At 60.4% G+C, this 16,316-nt stretch carries 20 protein-coding genes and 1 pseudogene; 11 read left to right on the top strand and 10 right to left on the bottom strand.

Going from position 1 to position 16,316, the window contains the following annotated elements; translation table 11 throughout:
• The coding region (locus EN738_RS15890; protein WP_245494560.1) for a DUF892 family protein at nucleotides 1–190 on the bottom strand (190 nt) is incomplete at its 3' end.
• Nucleotides 191–255: 65 nt separating this feature from the next.
• The gene (locus EN738_RS36915; RefSeq protein WP_210212273.1) at nucleotides 256–462 is read right to left on the bottom strand and encodes a KGG domain-containing protein; all 207 of its coding nucleotides are present in this window, start codon (nucleotides 460–462) and stop codon (nucleotides 256–258) included.
• 1,282 nt (nucleotides 463–1,744) lie between these two features.
• On the opposite strand from EN738_RS36915, the gene EN738_RS15865 reads away from it, so the two are divergent.
• The 3 genes from EN738_RS15865 (at nucleotide 1,745) to EN738_RS15855 (ending at nucleotide 3,546) form a co-directional block, all read left to right on the top strand.
• Entirely contained in the window at nucleotides 1,745–2,200 is a 456-nt protein-coding gene (locus EN738_RS15865; protein ID WP_245494558.1) for a hypothetical protein, read from the top strand.
• 150 nt (nucleotides 2,201–2,350) lie between these two features.
• Nucleotides 2,351–3,175, top strand: coding sequence for a Ku protein (locus EN738_RS15860; RefSeq protein ID WP_127284514.1), 825 nt, complete (start codon nucleotides 2,351–2,353; stop codon nucleotides 3,173–3,175).
• A gap of 56 nt (nucleotides 3,176–3,231) precedes the next feature.
• Nucleotides 3,232–3,546, top strand: coding sequence for a hypothetical protein (locus EN738_RS15855; protein ID WP_127284513.1), 315 nt, complete (start codon nucleotides 3,232–3,234; stop codon nucleotides 3,544–3,546).
• A 52-nt stretch (nucleotides 3,547–3,598) separates the two neighbouring features.
• Here EN738_RS15855 and EN738_RS36910 read toward each other — a convergent pair.
• Nucleotides 3,599–3,753: pseudogene (locus EN738_RS36910) on the bottom strand (exodeoxyribonuclease III); the annotation flags it as partial.
• A 472-nt stretch (nucleotides 3,754–4,225) separates the two neighbouring features.
• Between EN738_RS36910 and EN738_RS15850 the strand changes: the two are divergent.
• Entirely contained in the window at nucleotides 4,226–5,098 is an 873-nt protein-coding gene (locus EN738_RS15850; protein ID WP_127284512.1) for a hypothetical protein, read from the top strand.
• Between the two features lie 23 nt (nucleotides 5,099–5,121).
• Here the strand turns inward: EN738_RS15850 and EN738_RS15845 are convergent, their stop codons facing one another.
• The 3 genes from EN738_RS15845 to EN738_RS15835 all read right to left on the bottom strand — a co-directional run bounded on the left by EN738_RS15845 (nucleotide 5,122) and on the right by EN738_RS15835 (nucleotide 7,297).
• Complete coding sequence (locus tag EN738_RS15845; RefSeq protein ID WP_127284511.1) at nucleotides 5,122–5,415, bottom strand: hypothetical protein; 294 nt, start codon at nucleotides 5,413–5,415, stop codon at nucleotides 5,122–5,124.
• A 210-nt stretch (nucleotides 5,416–5,625) separates the two neighbouring features.
• Entirely contained in the window at nucleotides 5,626–6,969 is a 1,344-nt protein-coding gene (locus EN738_RS15840; protein ID WP_189605864.1) for a phospholipase D-like domain-containing protein, read from the bottom strand.
• A gap of 1 nt (nucleotide 6,970) precedes the next feature.
• Nucleotides 6,971–7,297, bottom strand: a complete 327-nt coding sequence (locus tag EN738_RS15835) for a low affinity iron permease family protein (protein WP_127284510.1) — start codon at nucleotides 7,295–7,297, stop codon at nucleotides 6,971–6,973.
• A gap of 498 nt (nucleotides 7,298–7,795) precedes the next feature.
• Here EN738_RS15835 and EN738_RS15830 point away from each other — a divergent pair, with 498 nt between their 5' ends.
• Genes EN738_RS15830 through EN738_RS15820 form a run of 3 tightly spaced genes read left to right on the top strand, consistent with a single transcriptional unit; the run spans nucleotide 7,796 to nucleotide 9,942 of the window.
• Complete coding sequence (locus EN738_RS15830; RefSeq protein ID WP_189605862.1) at nucleotides 7,796–8,851, top strand: glycosyltransferase family 2 protein; 1,056 nt, start codon at nucleotides 7,796–7,798, stop codon at nucleotides 8,849–8,851.
• A complete protein-coding gene (locus EN738_RS15825; RefSeq protein ID WP_127284508.1) occupies nucleotides 8,826–9,518 on the top strand; it encodes a class I SAM-dependent methyltransferase in 693 nt (230 codons plus the stop codon). The genes EN738_RS15830 and EN738_RS15825 overlap by 26 nt, the downstream gene beginning before the upstream one ends.
• A complete protein-coding gene (locus EN738_RS15820; protein WP_127284518.1) occupies nucleotides 9,511–9,942 on the top strand; it encodes a GtrA family protein in 432 nt (143 codons plus the stop codon). The genes EN738_RS15825 and EN738_RS15820 overlap by 8 nt, the downstream gene beginning before the upstream one ends.
• Nucleotides 9,943–9,955: 13 nt before the next feature.
• Here the strand turns inward: EN738_RS15820 and EN738_RS15815 are convergent, their stop codons facing one another.
• The gene (locus EN738_RS15815; RefSeq protein WP_245478079.1) at nucleotides 9,956–10,501 is read right to left on the bottom strand and encodes a hypothetical protein; all 546 of its coding nucleotides are present in this window, start codon (nucleotides 10,499–10,501) and stop codon (nucleotides 9,956–9,958) included.
• A gap of 64 nt (nucleotides 10,502–10,565) precedes the next feature.
• Nucleotides 10,566–11,723: a hypothetical protein gene (locus EN738_RS15810; protein ID WP_127284506.1), complete on the bottom strand. Its 1,158-nt coding sequence runs from the start codon at nucleotides 11,721–11,723 to the stop codon at nucleotides 10,566–10,568.
• A gap of 229 nt (nucleotides 11,724–11,952) precedes the next feature.
• Here EN738_RS15810 and EN738_RS15805 point away from each other — a divergent pair, with 229 nt between their 5' ends.
• From EN738_RS15805 to EN738_RS15790, 4 genes are all read left to right on the top strand, one after another.
• Nucleotides 11,953–12,483, top strand: coding sequence for an inorganic diphosphatase (locus EN738_RS15805; protein WP_127284505.1), 531 nt, complete (start codon nucleotides 11,953–11,955; stop codon nucleotides 12,481–12,483).
• A 165-nt stretch (nucleotides 12,484–12,648) separates the two neighbouring features.
• Nucleotides 12,649–13,563, top strand: coding sequence for a hypothetical protein (locus EN738_RS15800; protein WP_127284504.1), 915 nt, complete (start codon nucleotides 12,649–12,651; stop codon nucleotides 13,561–13,563).
• Nucleotides 13,564–13,613: 50 nt separating this feature from the next.
• Nucleotides 13,614–14,045, top strand: a complete 432-nt coding sequence (locus EN738_RS15795) for a hypothetical protein (RefSeq protein WP_127284503.1) — start codon at nucleotides 13,614–13,616, stop codon at nucleotides 14,043–14,045.
• A 171-nt stretch (nucleotides 14,046–14,216) separates the two neighbouring features.
• Nucleotides 14,217–14,825: an alpha-ketoglutarate-dependent dioxygenase AlkB gene (locus tag EN738_RS15790; protein WP_127284517.1), complete on the top strand. Its 609-nt coding sequence runs from the start codon at nucleotides 14,217–14,219 to the stop codon at nucleotides 14,823–14,825.
• Between the two features lie 41 nt (nucleotides 14,826–14,866).
• On the opposite strand, the gene EN738_RS15785 is transcribed toward EN738_RS15790, so the two are convergent.
• On the bottom strand, nucleotides 14,867–15,880 hold the full coding sequence (locus EN738_RS15785; RefSeq protein ID WP_127284502.1) for an ATP-dependent DNA ligase: 1,014 nt from the start codon (nucleotides 15,878–15,880) through the stop codon (nucleotides 14,867–14,869).
• Nucleotides 15,874–16,316, bottom strand: a 443-nt coding sequence (locus EN738_RS15780) for a GFA family protein (RefSeq protein WP_348629091.1), incomplete at its 5' end; no start/stop codon positions are given. The genes EN738_RS15785 and EN738_RS15780, both read right to left, overlap by 7 nt.

Raw genomic sequence — 16,316 nt, 5'->3', positions numbered from 1 at the left:
CAAACACCTGTTCGAGCCGTTCTACCTGGCGTTCTGTTTCCATCCGGTGTTTCTCGAAGGCAGCACTCACCTGCTCGGATTCCGCTGCCTTTGCGAGCTTCGGCAATGTCTTCAGAATCTTTTTTTCCGCGTAGTAGAGATCCTTCAGGCCCTCCACGAACAGCGTTTCCAATCCCTTTTCCGATTTCATCGGCATCGCGCTTTCTCCTTCTGAATGACTAAGAAAAGCGGCGCCTCAGAGCGCCGCTTCCTCTATCAGGACTGACCACCTTTGCGACCGGCTTCCGAAGCCTTCTCGCGGTCGTCAGCAAAGTTGCCGCCGCCGCCGCGCTGTTGGCCGCCGCGTTGCTTGTCGTCGGCCTGCTGCTGACCGCTGCCGCGACGCTGATCCTGATCGTCGGCGGATTTCCGGCTCTGTCCTGTCTTCTCATGCTGTTTGCGACTTCCGCCTTGGTTGGCCATGTCATTCTCCTGTCTTGGTAAGATTTTCCTAACCATACTCAACTGCGGCCATCGCGCTCTGTTCCGGCGGAAATATTTCGTGATTGGTATCGAAATGATTGACCTACGACAGCCCGGCCACTTATTGGGTTGGTCCCGCATTTAAAGGCGACCGGATCACCGGCTCGAGGTCATGTGGGAAGTCTGGAGCATCGACCGGTATGGCATCGGCTTGGCTTCTTTTCCGATTGGTCAGCGCTGGGAGCAGATCCGCCACCTCTTCCCAGATAACTCTGATAAGCTCACTCATCACTGGACCTACACAACTGCGGATGAACGCGTTGCCTAAGGGCCCGGTTCCGGTTTCAGCATTCGCCCCCTAATGGCCGAGCGCAGCACCGGGCGCTATGTCGGGAGCGGCTTCATCGCCTTGAAAAAGGGCGCGAACGGAAAGGCTGGGGCAGCGCGTCAAGGAGCATGACCCCGCCCAAGGGTACGAAGCGGCGGCGACGCAGCTGATCGGCCGTATGAAGCTTTGCGCGGCGAGGAAGACCTGCGGCATGCCTCACTGCGGGATTTTCGCGAGGAGGTTGGGAATGAGGCGGCGTGGGCCGTCTCTGCCTCATTAAAGATGGGCAAAGGCAACGAAAATGCCTCTCGCGGGTTCAGAATCGACATCTCCCACCAACGCGGCCTTGCAAGCGCGAAGCCGCTTTCTGTTCCGGGCTGTTGCCGCACGAATCGCTGGCGACCGTGTTGAGTTGACGGGGAAAGCCCAGTACGACCCAAATGCGGCCGACTTTTCGAAGGGTTTGGACAGCATGGGTGACCTCCCGGCAGCCTAGGCGAGCGCTCCGCCGCCGCAGCCGTGATTGCCGCTGACCATCCAAGGCAAGGCGGTGGTCACTTCCTCATGGATTCTAGCCGGCTTAGGCGAGCGCGGGGCCACCCTCCTCAAAGGCATACCTTGCGACGTGGCCAGACAACGCGCAGTGTAACGGGCTCCGGCAACCCTCAATGCTGGTGTATGGCCCGGCCTGCCCGAATCCTGTGTCACAAGATGAAAAGCAGACCGGGCTATCGCTCAACCCTGAGAGATCCCGAACCGTCTTCAACAGCGTCTCATGTAGCGCGTGCGTCGATCGGCAATGATCGCATTGCGGCGATATCAGCAGATCGACGATGCTCTTATGTGCAAGCCCTCCGCGGCGCGCAAAATTGGCAGTTCTTTTTCTTTGTCGGCGGCCTTGTTCAGTCTGGACGCTATCTGAGGAAGCGCTAAATCACGCCAATGACACGTTTCTTGCTGAGCCTCGTATCGATCCTGTTTTTCAGCACGCTTCTTCAGGCGCAAGCGTGGCAGCCTTTCGGCGTCAGGCAGTTTGGCTTCACATTCGATGTGCCGCCGGGCTTTGTCTTGACCCAACGTTCGGACCAGGGCGCGGCTTTTCGGGGCGCAAACGAAGCCTTCCTCGCCGTGTGGGGTGCCAGGCTCGGCAAGGCCAGTTTTCGGGCCGAGATCAAGCATCGCATGGTCGAGGACGAAAAGGCCGGCTGGAAGCTGACGTATCGACGCGTCACGCCCCGATGGGCCAGTTACTCGGGCATCAACAATGGCCAAATCCGATATGTCCGTGCCATTGCCATCTGCGATGACCGTGCCGCGCTCTTCACCATCAACTACAGCAAATCCGAAAAAATCCCCTACGATCCGGTTGTGGTCCGCATGGTGCGATCCCTGAAGGCAGAAGGCTGCTGAGCTGAGTCCGCCGATGAATTGTCGGTACACAGGTTTCATTTCCGCGTTTCGCTCGATGTCCTCGCGCGACTGCCAGGTCGAACCTGCCGTTTGGAACATCTCCGGCTCCTGAGTATTTCGGTAGAACTCCAGAAAAGCGAGGCAACGACCATGACGGCGCCGCGGGCAGTTTGGAAAGGCTTCCTGAAAGTTGGTTCGGTCTCCTGTGGCGTGAAGCTGGTCGGGGCGACCAGTGAAGCCTCGAAAATCCATTTCAAGATTCTGAACAGGAAGGACGGTCTTCCGGTAAAGAGCGCCTACGTCGATGAGGAGACCGGCGACATCGTCGAGGCAGAAGACCAGACGAAGGGATACGAGGTCGAAAAGGGGGAATTCATCGAAGTCCCGCCCGACGACATCAAAAAGCTCAAGCTGACGTCCGCCCACACCCTGGAGGTCGAGGAATTCGTTGCTCTCGACGACATCGACACGCGTTATTTGGAAAAACCTTACTACGTCATCCCTGCCGATGGCGCGGCTGTCGAAGCGTTTTCGGTGCTGCGAGAGGCCATGGCAAAAAAGCGCGTAGCGGCCAGATCCTGTGTGGTGCTTTACCAGCGCGGGCGGGAAGTGGTGATTCAACCCTTCGGCAAAGGCATGCTGCTCACCGAGCTGCGCACCCATGACGAAATGATCCCGGAAAAGACCGTCTTCGACGATCTGAAGAGTCCTAAGTATGATCAGGACCTGCTCGAGATCGCCGGCCTGCTGATCGACAAGAAGGTGACCAAATTCGATCCATCGAAATTTGAGGACACCTACGAGGATGCGCTCGTTGCAATGATCGACGCAAAGCGCAAGGGCAAGAAGCCGCCGAAACCGGCACCAAGGCCCAAAGAGAACGTCGTCGACCTCGCGTCGGTGCTGCGCAAGAGCCTTGCCAAGGAAGGCATCAAAGAAGGCTCCAAGGCAAAGGCAACTCGCAAGTCGGCATGAGGGAACTTGCCGCTGATCAGGGGGTTGATCCTCATGATCTTCAGGAGCAATGAGCTATGACAGGCGATGAAAACCGTCGCGAGACGGGTGCCAGGAAATATCCGGCGTCGAAAGACGCCGATCCATCGGATGATTTCGCGCAAGAGGCGGCGGGCAACAAAAAGCCGCCGGGCGGGATCGGCCTAACGAGGCCAACCGGGCAAGGGGACGACAGCTCCCATCGGTCCGCCCGCCAGAATCCAGGGAAACAGGCGACCCCGAGCCCAGCAACAGAAAAGACATCTGGAGCCGGCCCTGCGATCTCGGAACATTCAAAAGACGCAAAGGCGCCCAAGACAGGTCGCCAACCAGGCGCTTACGTCAAAGAGTGAGCCTAAGAACGTCAGCGGCGAGGCGACCAAATCCGTTTGGATGCTTGACACTTTTGGCGTGCCAGATCGCGCCGTAGCGCGCCCTTCTGATCGCATCGACAGGAAACTTGACGTCTGCTGTCTTCAACTCCTGAAGGCAAAGGACGTCATACTTGGTTTGACCCAGTCACTCCAGAAGAACGGTAGCCGGCCGTTGACGCCATTCAGATGAACGTTGCGATGCGCGTCATTCGAACTCTACCATCTGGACCATGAGACTGTCATCTCGAGAACGGGAAGCTCATTTTTCGTCCTTATAGGATTTGGCGGCTTCATCGATCTTGCGCCAATCGTGTCCATACCGGCGCACAAGTTCTCGCGCTTGGGCTGGCGACACATTCTGGGTTTCCACAATATGTTTCACCTCTGCTTCCTCGCCTTTCAGCGGCCGAGAACGAGGTTTTCTCGGCCGCATGGGCGCTGTCCCTGTTTCATCGCGTCTCGGCATGGTCTCACCTTTCTGAGTTAACCGCCGAATGTGGGGAAGGTTTCACCGCGCTTCGCAGAGCTTCCATTCGCGCGGCGACACTTGTCCTCGTGCCGCAGGATCGCTTGAAGTTCGTGAACCTACTGGCTCGGCCAAGCGTTCAATGCATGGAACCGTGATCCCGCAGGAAGCGGAAAAATCGGACCTGGTCCCATGCCACAAAAGCCGCGTACTCCTGGTGCCGAAGCGCGCTTTCCCTTCGACAGGATGGCCGTCGAACGGTTCCGACAGGTTTTTCCGCGAGCGAGGTGGAGCGACGAGCGCAAGAGCTGGTTCGTCCCTGGAAAGACGGCCGCCGGCCGGATCGACCGTTGGCTGGAAAAAGAGGCAGCAATGCTGGCGTTTCACGGCGACAGCAAGGGACGCGACGCCTTCGCCTTTGATCCAATATCAAGCCCATACCTGGAGGTGTCCGACGACCTCCGTATTCGAACGCCGTATTCGAAGACGGTGATCGAGGAACTGCGAACGGTTCCCCGGGCCAGTTGGGACGAGGAATTACGGACCTGGCGAGTGCCGTTCCGTTCTTTTGAAGAGCTACGACGCTGTTGGCCCAGAATCGAAAAGGCCGCCCAACAGGCGGAACCGGAAGAAAGGAAACGACGACGAGAGTCTGCCAAAAGCTCTGATGCTTACAAGGCCGCTCAACTGCGGAATGCCGAACGCCGCCGTCATCGCTATCCACTTCCAGCTGAACACTTACCGCCCGTTGGCAAGCCAGTTGCGACAGAAGAATATGGCATTGTCGTTTTCAGCGAAGTGTCCGGTAAACTCGTCGAGGCGGAAGATTTGACCGCCTCCTATCCAAACGCGGCGTGCGCAAACGCGAGCTACATTTGGGGAAGGTGGCGTTCGGCCACGCTGTCCGAACTGATCGCCACATGGCCAGCTCGCAGTGCGCCAAAAGCGGACAAACGTTCGAGGGGTTGGTGGCAACCGACACTTCCCGAACTGAGAGTTGCTCGCCGAAACGCCCGCAGCATGGAACGCAGAAAACAGACTCGCGACCTCAGCAAGGTTTGCTGACTTGGGATGTGCTTCGAGATTGCTCAACCAGAACCCATGACACCGGGCTCTTCGATAGGTGCCTTGCTGCTGGAGGATCGCGGTCCGGAAGTGTCACGCACTAGATCGGAGAAATTGACGGTCGCCACCAGATAGCCTGCCGCATCGTAAACCTTGATGATCGAGCCCGATTGGGCAGCGCCGGCGGGGTCCTCGGCGACGAGTGCGGCGTGAGCCATTTCCAGCGCTCTCGGGCTGGCCAAATCGGCGCTGGAGAGCTCTTCCTCTACTATCTTGGTCTTGCCGAATTGGACCGTCTCAAAGCGGAAAGTGGGCATGGGAAATCTCCTGTCCCCATGCAATGCTCAGGACGGCGTAGCGTTCCAGCAAAGACGATCCGCCTCCACCAAACCGGCGGGTAGAGCGCGAACAATCGCGCACGCGCCTGCAAAGGGGGCGCCGCTGTGCCGGTGTTGGTCGAGAAGGCGCCGACGAGTTTCCCATCCGGCCATGTTCAATATGCGCAGGGGCAGGGATCACGACGTCCCTCAAAGTTGAGAGCGTAGCCGACTGGCAAACCAGTCCGTGATCTTTTCGGTCAGGGGACGCGCTTCCCATTCATCCAAACTGACTTGCCTTGATCGCTGAAGATCCTGGTTGAACAAGTCGATCTGCGTCCTTGCGAAATCCTTTCCGTAGACGTTCAGCGTGGCTTCGTCATTTAGCCGCAAAGAGCGCTCGTCCAAATTGGCAGAACCAAAGCTTGCCCAGACGTCGTCAACGATCAAGAGCTTGGGATGATACATGGTAGGCTGAAACTCGAAGATCCGCACACCCGCTCGGAGCAAGTCGCCCCAGAAGTAGCGCGAGCTATTTCGAGCCAGCGGCACATCCGTCAGCGAACTGGGCACAATGACGTCTACCGATACCCCGCGCCTCCTGGCATCCAAAATCTGCTGGAGGGCGATGTCGTCCGGCACGAAATAGGCCATTCCGATACGCAAATGATCCTTGGCGGCAGCAATGGCCGCCAACATCATCAGTTGCATGTTCTCTGAGCCATTGGGCTGCGAAGAGAGTATCAGCTGAGCGCTCAGCGCACCTGCGGGTTGCGGTGGAAGGTAGAATTTCTCACCCTGCAGGGTCTCTCCGGTTGTTTCCAGCCAATTTTCCGCGAACGCCGCCTGAAAAGCAGAGACCACTGATCCTTCTACCCGGTAGTGCGTATCACGCCATTCATTGGGGTTGCGGGCGTTGCCAAGCCAGTTATCTGCAATGCCGACGCCGCCGGTAAATGCGACGCGCCCATCGACAATGAGCAATTTGCGATGCGTCCGATTGTTTACCCGGTCCAACGTATACCAATAGACGGGCCGATAGCGTTCGAACGCAACGCCGGCTCTTGTCATGATTCGGATCAGGTCTTCATCGAATGGAAGGCTTCCGACCCAGTCAACGAGCACACGGACTTCAACTCCATCTCTGGCTTTAGCGGCCAACGCCGTCGCGAACCTGTAGCCGACGGCACCCGACCAGTAGATATAGGTCTCCATATCAATGGTGGACCTGGCCGCATCGATCGCCTGCAACATTGAAGGAAAGATCTCATCTCCGTTGACCAAGGTTTGCACTGCGTTCGAATTGGAAAGCTGCCCTTGCGAATACCCGCTCATGCTCGTGTGAAACTGGGGGTCTGAGGCGTCGAAACGGTGAGGCACGATGGCTCGCAAAACGCGGGGTTCAGGGATCAGGTTTATGACAAGCAACGTGAGCAAAACAGCGATCAACGCAACGGCCACATAGCTCAGAAACGTGAGCAAGCGTGCGAACCCTCCGTTGGGCCCGATCGCTTTCCCGCCTGCCAGAAACGCCACGAGACCGGAAGGCCGCACGTCAATCTCCCTGCTGTTTGCGAACGCGATGTTTTTCGATTTCTTCAGGTTCCTGATCGTCAATCCGGGTGATGTTTGCCGCCGAGCTATTTGATCGCAACATCTCATCCAGCTTGGCGTGGATTGCCTGAGTGTCGCGATGCTCTGCTCGCTGTATGAACAGCGTCATGGCCCAGGTGAAGAGAGTAGCCGCCCCATGCCAATTCAAACTTTGCCGATCGAATACCATCCAAAGAATGGAATAAACCAGCAACACCAGGAAGGCGACTGGACGAGAGGTTAAGGTGCCGATCGAGGTGAGCACGCTCGTGATTGGGTGATTTGCCATCACCAAGAACTTTCGATTGGGCCGCAGGTTCCCGCGAGACCTGAGCGGGGCAAGCCACCCCCGGTGATATGCCCCTTTCGTTGATCTGGCACGTCGATCCGCGATCGCTTTGCAGTCCGGGCGGCTCTGCTCGAAGGTTCCGAATGGATGCCCACGAAGCGGCCTCGGCAGACCTCTACGGCACGTCCTCATGGTGGCGCCTGCCAGGCACGGGTCTTCAAGATCACCGCAAAGCTCGACATGCGCGAGACGCGCCCCGCGCAACTCCTGACCGAAATGGCGTAGCAGCTCATGGGCGCCGCCTTTGTCGAGTTTCGGATCCGCGAAATAGATGAAGAAATAGGCAGTGTTACGAGGCGATTATTCGAGCGCCGCAGGGGAGGGCTGGCCGGTTGCATCATTGGCTGATCCCAGAAGGCTGGCAAATTAGCGATTTCTGATGGACCTAGGGAACTTTGTGGCGGGTGTTCCATTTTCAACCGCATGCGAGACGCTGTGATGCACGGCATTCGGACGCGCGCAAACGCGCAGTCCCCGCGCTACTCATTGGTGCTGCCGATCTACAATGAGGAGGAGGTGCTGCCCCGGCTGGTCGAGCGAATAAGCCTGCTGGTGGGTCAGCTGGACTCAGAGGCGGAGGTCATCTTCGTCGACGATGGAAGCCACGACGGAAGCGTGAAATACCTTCGGCGCATGGTCGCTGCCGAGCCGAGCTTCCGGCTGATCGAGCTTTCCCGCAACTTCGGACACCAGATCGCCATCACGGCCGGGATGGAGGCGGCGGCGGGCGAGGCCATCATCGTCATGGATGCCGACCTGCAGGATCCGCCGGAGGTCGTGCTCGACCTCGTGGCGAAGTGGAAGGAAGGCTTCGAGATCGTCTATGCAAGGCGCACCAGGCGCGAGGGCGAATCCTGGTTCAAGCGTATGTCCGCGAGCCTCTTCTACCGCGTTTTGGAGAAGATGACGCCGGTCGAGATTCCCCGCGATGTCGGCGACTTCCGCCTGGTCGGCCGCAAGGCGCTGGAGACCTTCAAGCGCATGCCCGAGCACGACCGCTTCGTCAGAGGCATGTTCGGTTGGATGGGATTCAAGCAGGCGGCTGTGTCGTTCGAGCGACCGGCGCGCACGCTGGGCGAGACCAAATACCCGTTCTGGAAGATGGTGCATCTTGCGGTCCACGGCATCATCAGCTTCTCGGAAAAACCGCTGCGTCTGGCGCTTTGGGCGGGATTGGTCGTTTCCGCCCTGGCCGTCCTTTTCGGCGCTTACGCCATCTTTGCATGGCTCTTTGAAGCGGGCGTCCTCGCCGGCTGGACGTCGACCGTGGTCGTCGTGTCGCTGCTCTGCGGCATCAACCTTTTCATGACCGGCGTTGTCGGGCTTTACGTCGGCAGCATCCACGCCGAGGTCAAACGCCGTCCCCTCTACGTGGTCGACAGGCTGAACGGCTTCGGCCGCACGGTGCGCGTCGCTTCCGGTGACCGGCGCACCTCGTTTCGCAAGGCAGAGAACGGGGTTGCGGCCGATGTCCGAACACTTCGACAGCTATAACACCAGTTACCGCGATGTGGTCGAAGGCTCGATTCGGTTCTCAGGCCTTCAGCATGATTTCTTCCTCGCAGCCAAGGCCGACCTTTTGCGGCGCGTGGTCGTCGAGCGGCACCTTCGCGCAGGTGGGGCGGAGGTGCGTGCGCTCGATGTGGGTTGCGGCATCGGCGCGCTCCATCCCTATCTCGAAGGCGCCTTCGATCGCCTCGAGGGTTGCGATGTTTCGCGGGATTCACTGGCGCGCGCCGCGCGCGACAATCCGCATGTCGGCTACAGCGCCTGCACCCACGGTAGCCTGCCTTATGAGAGCGGCGCCTTCGACTTGGCCTTCGCCAGCTGTGTCGTCCATCATGTGCCGCCCACATCCTGGCTCAATTTTTTCCGCGAGATGAGGCGTGTGCTGCGGCGGGGCGGCGTTGCCTGCATCATCGAGCACAATCCCTTCAATCCGCTGACGCGCATGGCGGTGCTCCGCTGCCCGTTCGATAAGGACGCCGTCCTGCTTGGCACCCGCAAGGCGGCATCGCTGTTTCGAGAAGCAGACTTCAGAAATATCCGGTCCGAGCATTTCCTGTTGCTGCCTTCAGCAAGACCCTTTGCCAGGAAAGTCGAGCGCGCGCTCGCAGCCCTGCCGCTCGGAGCACAGTACGCGTGTGTCGCTTATGCCTGAGCACCGCTTCACCGCTGGCGTGAAATTCCTGGCGCGCTTCGGATCGGTCGGCATCGCCGCGACGATTCTCTACGCTGTCCTGGCTGCGGTCTTCGCCCGGGCGGACCTCGGCTTCACGCCGGTGCAGGCTTCGCTCGCCGCTTATGCAGCAGCGGCACTGTTTTCCTATCTGGCGCACAAGTCCTTCAGCTTCATGTCGGCCGGATCGCATCGCTCGGAAGCCCCACGTTTCCTGCTGCTGACGGCGACCGGCCTCGGCGTCGCCTATGCTGCGCCCAAGCTCTTCACGGTGATGCTCGGCCTGCCGCTTTTCGTCCCCATACTGCTGACCTGCCTGATCATCCCGGCGCTCAATCTTATCGTGCTCGACCGCTGGGTCTTTGCCGGGCGGGAGCCGACCGAAGGGGCGAACCGTCCTAGGTGAATGTCGCTTGCGCCTAGAGCGCATCCAGCCGAAACGAGATCAGCTTGATCGACCGGTTGTATATGTTGCTTGCCGCCGGACTCTGCGCGATGCCGTCGGGATAGTCGAAGAACAAATCCAGCCTGCCGGTGTCGGCCAGGGCTGCCTGGGGAATGACGAAAGCCACCGTCATCGGTGCCGCGCCCGAAACTGTCGCCGGATGCAGCCTTACGCCATTTGCCGATATGACGATCCTCTGTGTGAGTTGGGGAGGGCGGATGACGGCGGCCACCTGCAGCGTGGCCAGAAGGCCGCCACGGACGGGGGGCAGCGCCAGGCGAAGGCGCGAGGACTCGCCTAGCGAATGGGTGCCGTCCGCCACCGGACCCGACCAGCCGCAAACCCTCATATCCGAGGTCTGTCTGGCGCCATCGGACCGGAACGATATTGTCCTGCCCGGCGTGTAGCTGCCGATCGCGTCGCGGTTGAGGCACGTCGTCGTGCGGTCGATGTAATAGGCGCGGTAGTCGCCGTTGACGTCGGGATTGAGGGCAAGCGTGAGGATGGCGAGCTCGGACAAGGCAAGGGCGGCCGCCAGACCGTAACCGCCAAGTGATACAGCGGACCTAGGGGATCGCAGCGCTTCAGACCAAGGCAAGATAGCCTCCGATCCACGCCACCGTCATGAAGTAGCAGGCGGCGAGGAACAGCGCCAAGGCCCCGACGAAGGTCAGCTTCGACGCTGACAGCAAGACGGCTACCAGCATCGCCAGCGGCGCGAGCCCGACGACGTATCTGACCATCGAGGCCAGGTTCGTGGTCAACGGCAAGATGATGCTGACGGCGCAGAAAAGGGCCGCGCCATATTGCCTGCGAGCCCCGAGCACCAAGCAGAGCGCCAGGCCGGCAATTGCCGTCATTGCGCTCCATTGCGGCGCCGTGGGCAGCCAGCCGGCATGGTAGGACAGGCCGTCCCACAGGAACAGCAGCGGATTGCCCGCCACGCGCCCGAAAGCGCGCTGGATGTGGAGGAAGGCAAAGCCGTCCCCGACCGTGAGATAGAGAAAGAGCATGTAGGCGAACAAACCGGCGGGCGAGATGAAGATGGCGACCAGAAGGTCCGGCCGGCCGAGCAGCCAGCGAGGAAAGGCGACGATCGAACCGCCCTTCGCGCGATACTCCTCGTACATGTGGATGACGGTGGCGAACACGGCTAGCACGCCAACGAGCCGCGTTGCCGACAGAAGCGCCGAGGCCACCCCGGCGGCGAGATAGTTGGAGCGCTTGAGCGCTAGGAAGACGCACGAGGTAAGCAGCACGAAGAGCGGTTCGCTGAGGAAAGTGGTGAAATGGAACGAGAACGGGCCACTGAGCAGGAAGGCGCAATAGAGCACGTAGGCGCGCATGTTCTTCCCCACGAGCGGCCATGCCACGAGGCAGGCTGCGTAGCTCAACGCCAGCGACGTGATCGTCGCGATCAGGATCGTGGGGAAGGGCAAGACGGATCGGATCGCCGCCACTAGAAGCGGATAGAGCGGGAAGAAGCCCCAGCGCCCGACATTGCTTGCGTTCGGAATTGGGAAGCGCTCATAGCCCTTTTCGGAGATGTCGACATACCAGGCGCAGTCCCACCTGCAGAGCGCCTGAGCATAGGCCGCAAAACCTGTATCCGACGATACTGAGGCAAAAGCCGCATAGCGAATGACAAGGCCGCTCAGCGCGAAGAGCAGCGGCACCGCCACCACAGTGACTATCATGATGCGAATGCCGATATTCGCACGCGCCGCACCTTCAAGCGCCACGTATGTCTCCACCGTCCGCTCGGCCCGGCAGCCGCGTATTCGGTAAAAGCGACTGCGGGAATTTTGGTTCCGCGGCAGCACGCAGCCGGCTCGGCGATGAGCCCGCTCGGCGCCTGAGCGCCCATTCGCCCCAACGCGTCGGACTGCGGCTGGGCTCGCGCTGCCCTTCGGAACATTCGTCGCGTCTTGAAGTTCCAACCGGAGCAACCCCCCGCGATAGAGCATCGCAATGCCCGATTATCTGAAGCTGCCAACCACGACGAATGGGCTTGTCAGAGTAGTGATTGAAACACCGCGTGGTGCGGAGGCGAAAATCGCCTACGATCGCGCAACCCGGACCTTCGGTTATGTCCGCCCCTTACCGGTCGGGATGACTTATCCCTACGACTGGGGCTTTATCCCTTCCACCTTGGGCGATGATGGCGATCCCCTCGACGGGCTGGTCATCCACCAGGCGGCTTCCGCTCCTGGCATCGTCATCAAATGCGACCTGTTGGGTGCATTGCGTGTCAAGCAGAAAGACTCCGGTGGCGAGCCCTTGCGCAACGACCGCTATGTCTTCTCTCCACATAGGGAAGATGCTGCCGAACCGGTTGCGGCGGATCGTGTGCCAGATGACCTGCGGCGCGAAATCGAGCAGTTCTTCCTGTCGTCCGTGCTGGGGACGGGCAAGACCATCAAGTTCAAGGGATGGCAGAATGCCGACGAGGCGCGCAGGGCGATCAGGAAGGGCATGAAGGCCTTTGCCGCCTGTAAATGACCCGGCTTACCGCCAACGGAACAGAAGACCTGCAGCGACATTGTTAGTTCATCACACACTAACCCACAGGAGGCTTCTATGGGCCGCGGTATCTTGCTCTGGCTGCTCGGCATTCCCATTCCGATCATCATTCTCATCATGCTGTTTGCGCGGTAGGAGGCTCAGATGGAGGCAACACTTGCGACTTCCGAGGCCTCTGCACCGACAGAATCCTCATCTTCAGCAGTGAACTGGGGGCCAATCATTGCCGGCGCCTTCGCCGCTTCGACCCTGACAGTCATGCTCCTGTTGTTGGGCTCCGGCCTTGGGCTGAGCATGGTTTCGCCGTGGTCCGGTGCCGGCGCGTCGGCTACGACATTTGCTGTGTCGACCGCAGTCTGGCTGGTGGTCGTGCAATGGCTTTCATCTGGCGTCGGTGGATATCTCACGGGTCGGTTGCGCACCAAATGGGTGGGGATTCATACCGATGAAACCTACTTCCGCGACACAGCTCACGGTTTCCTTGCCTGGGCACTCGCCACGCTTCTTGTTGCGGGAGTTCTCGGCTCAGCGCTTTCGGCGGCATTGGGTTCTGGAGTGCAGGCAGTTTCGACGGTCGCCGCGGGCGCCGCGACCGGGGCCTCGGCCGGTGCCGCAAGCAAGGACGGCTCAGCATTCGACAACACGTCCTACTATGTGGATGCCTTGTTCCGCCCCGCCGACCTGACCAAGCCCGTCGACGCCAATCCGCAGAACGAAGCTGCAGCGACCGCGCAGGCGTCGCGCATCCTGCTCGCGACTGCTGCGACCGGCGGTGAACTTGCGGCTGACGACAGCGCCTATCTGACGCAACTCGTGGCCGCCCGCACCGGGCTTCCGCAGGCCGATGCCAAGGCTCGGGTGGATGCAATGATGGCCAAGGTGAAGGAGGCAAAGATCAAGGCCCAGCAGGCGGCCGACACAGCCAGGAAAGCCGGCGCCACCTTCGCCCTTCTTGGCGCCCTGTCCATGGTGGTAGGCGCCTTTATTGCCAGCGTCGCAGCGGCGCTTGGCGGACGCCAGCGTGACGATGAGGAGGCCACTTATTTGGCCGACCGATAGGCTTGTCGCGAAAACCCCTTGGGTGAATGCTCGATCAACAGGAGCTGATTATGAAACACCAGACCCTCGAACAACTGCAGGCGATCGCCGACATCAAGCCGCTGGCGCAGAGTCCCGTTATGACCCGAAGGCAACGGATCGAGCGTTGGGCGGAGCTGCTCGAGCGGCACCCCGGCCGATGCCTGGGCGCGCTTGCTGGCACCGAACGCCTGCGTCTGGACGCCCGCCAGGCCGCACGAGCCGATGGATCGCCAATTTCAGTTGCCTTGGAAGATCCGCTGCTGAAAGCCGCGGGACTTAGAAACGACACCTATGGAGAGGCCCTTCGCTTCTTCGAGCTCAGCGATTGGCAGTTGCACGAAATCGTCTGCAGCTGTCATGTCGGCGCCACCATGCAAGGCAAATGGGCCGCCGCCAGGGTGCGCAGGACCGTCAATGGCAGCCGCTTCCTGGCTTGGTTGAGGACCCTCCTCTTGCACTGAGTACTGCCGCGCTTGCCATTCAGGCGGCGACCGAAAGGGCAGCGCGGCCAGGCACGGCCGCCGACTGCAAACCATGACGCCTTGGCATCCACGGCACGGGGGAACGTTAGTATGCGGATCCGCCGCATCGTAGTCCTTGCGCTCAGGGAGCAGCTTCACCAGCTATTGTGCATGCCATCTCTAAAATCCAAAGCTCTGACCGGCGTGAATCTTGATCAGCCCGACCTGTTCGCCGCGGCCGATGATCTGCCAGAAGGGTTTCGCTATCAGGCGAACCTTGTCACGGCGGATGAAGAAGCGGACCTGCTGCGCCACCTTCAGAGGCTCCCTTTCCAGCCCTTCGATTTCCATGGCCACCTGGCAAATCGGCAGGTGATCGGTTTCGGCCTGCGCTACGACTACGATCGGCGCCAGGTGGTCGAGGCGCCCCCGATACCAGATTTCTTGATGACGCTAAGGCGCAAGGTCGCGACTTTCGTCGGGTTGCCGGAAAGCGCTTTCGAGCAGGTTCTGATCAACGAGTATCGACCGGGCGCGGGCATTGGCTGGCATCGCGACAAGCCGCATTTCGAGACGGTGGCCGGCGTATCTCTTCTTGCTCCCTGCAGCTTCCGACTCCGGCGCAAGAACGGCACGAAATGGGACCGCAAGACAATCATTGTCGAGCCGCGGTCGGCTTACCTCTTGAGCGGCCCGGCGCGCGATGAATGGGAGCACAGCATCCCGCCCCTGACCGAACACCGCTATTCGATTACTTTGCGAACCTTGCGCAAAAAGTGAATGCGCAATGGCAGACAACATTCGTCGCGATTGCTAGGCCACTACTCGATCTGCTCGAACGTGCACTGGCGCGGCGCCTTGTCGGGCCGCCAGCGCAAAAGCCTGGTTCCGTGGCGGAAACGGTCGCTGGTAATATGGTCGAAGCGCACCTCGACGACCAGTTCCGGCCGCACCGGCTCCCATTCGCCGCTGCGTTCCGTGCTCCAGCGGCTTGGCCCACCCGGCGCCTTGCCTGTGAAGCCGGGTCCGCCGCGCAATTCCTCCAGCTTCACGGTGACCGCCAGCCGCTCATCATTGCTGATGGTCGAGGTGAAGCCGACATGGTCGAGCAAGCCGTTGTCGTTATAGAGGCCCAGCAGCAGCGACCCGACCTGGCGCTTGCGGTTCAGGTAGCGGAACCCGCCAACCACGCAGTCTGCGGTGCGCAGCCGCTTGACCTTGACCATCGCACGCTCGCCGGGCCGATAGGGCTCGTCGAGCATCTTGGCGACGACCCCGTCGGTCGAACCGTGGCCTGCACCCTGCAGCCACTTGTTGGCCTCGGCGATACTCGTGGTTGCCGACGAAAGTCGCAGGGCAGCATTCTCCGCCCTGGTGACGAAATCTTCGGTTGCCGAGCGCCGTTCCCGCAACGGCCTTTCGAGGACGATCTTGCCTCCGGGCGCGGCAAGGGTATCGAAGAGGACTATCCGCGCAGGCGTTTGTCTGCTCAGCTTCCGGATACGGCTCTCTGCCGGGTGAAGCCGCATCTGCAGCGCGTCAAACGATGCGCGTCCTTCGATCTCGATTATGATCTCGCCGTCTACGACGAAATCCCGTGCTTCGACCTCGCCCAGAAGCGCCGTCAGTTCGGGAAAATAGCGGCCAAGCGGCTTGCCGGATTTCGCCCTGAGATCGACCGCCTTTCTTCCTTTGAAGGCAAGGCAGCGAAAGCCATCCCACTTGGGCTCATACTGCCAGATGCCGCTGCCCTCGGGCAGCGTGTCGGCGGTCCGGGCTTCCATCGGCGGCGTGTCCACAGTGAGCGGAAACTCATAATCGGATTCCGCTACCATCGCTCTTCCGTGTCGTGATGCGGCAAGTCGATGCCACAGCAAATCCAGGCAAGCCGCTGCGAGGACCCGTAATTGTATTGCGGTTCCAGACCTTCAGGATCGTCAAAGGTTCCGACATGCAGAGCGACTTCGTCCTCGGCGGCGGCGTAGGAAAGGGTCAACGGAGAACCGCATGCTCCGCAGAATCCCCTCCGGGCGATGGGTGAAGATGTGCGATAGGCAGGCTCCTCGCTGAGCCATGACAGGTTGGACGAGGACGTCCAGGCCAACACGGCGAAGGCGCTTCCGGTCGCGCGGCGGCACATGTCACAGTGACAGTAGTGAACGCGCGGATCGCCGGTCACTCGATAACGGATCCTGCCGCAGAGACATCCACCTGTTCGTTCGACGGCAGCGGTCGGGGAGGCAATCTCGACTGTGTCCATCTCGCTTGAAC

It is taken from the genome of Mesorhizobium sp. M4B.F.Ca.ET.017.02.2.1 (assembly GCF_003998955.1).
GTDB classification, from domain to species: Bacteria; Pseudomonadota; Alphaproteobacteria; order Rhizobiales; family Rhizobiaceae; genus Mesorhizobium; species Mesorhizobium abyssinicae.
Note: the sequence above shows the minus strand (reverse complement) of the source record. Positions and strands in the feature narration are given on the sequence as shown.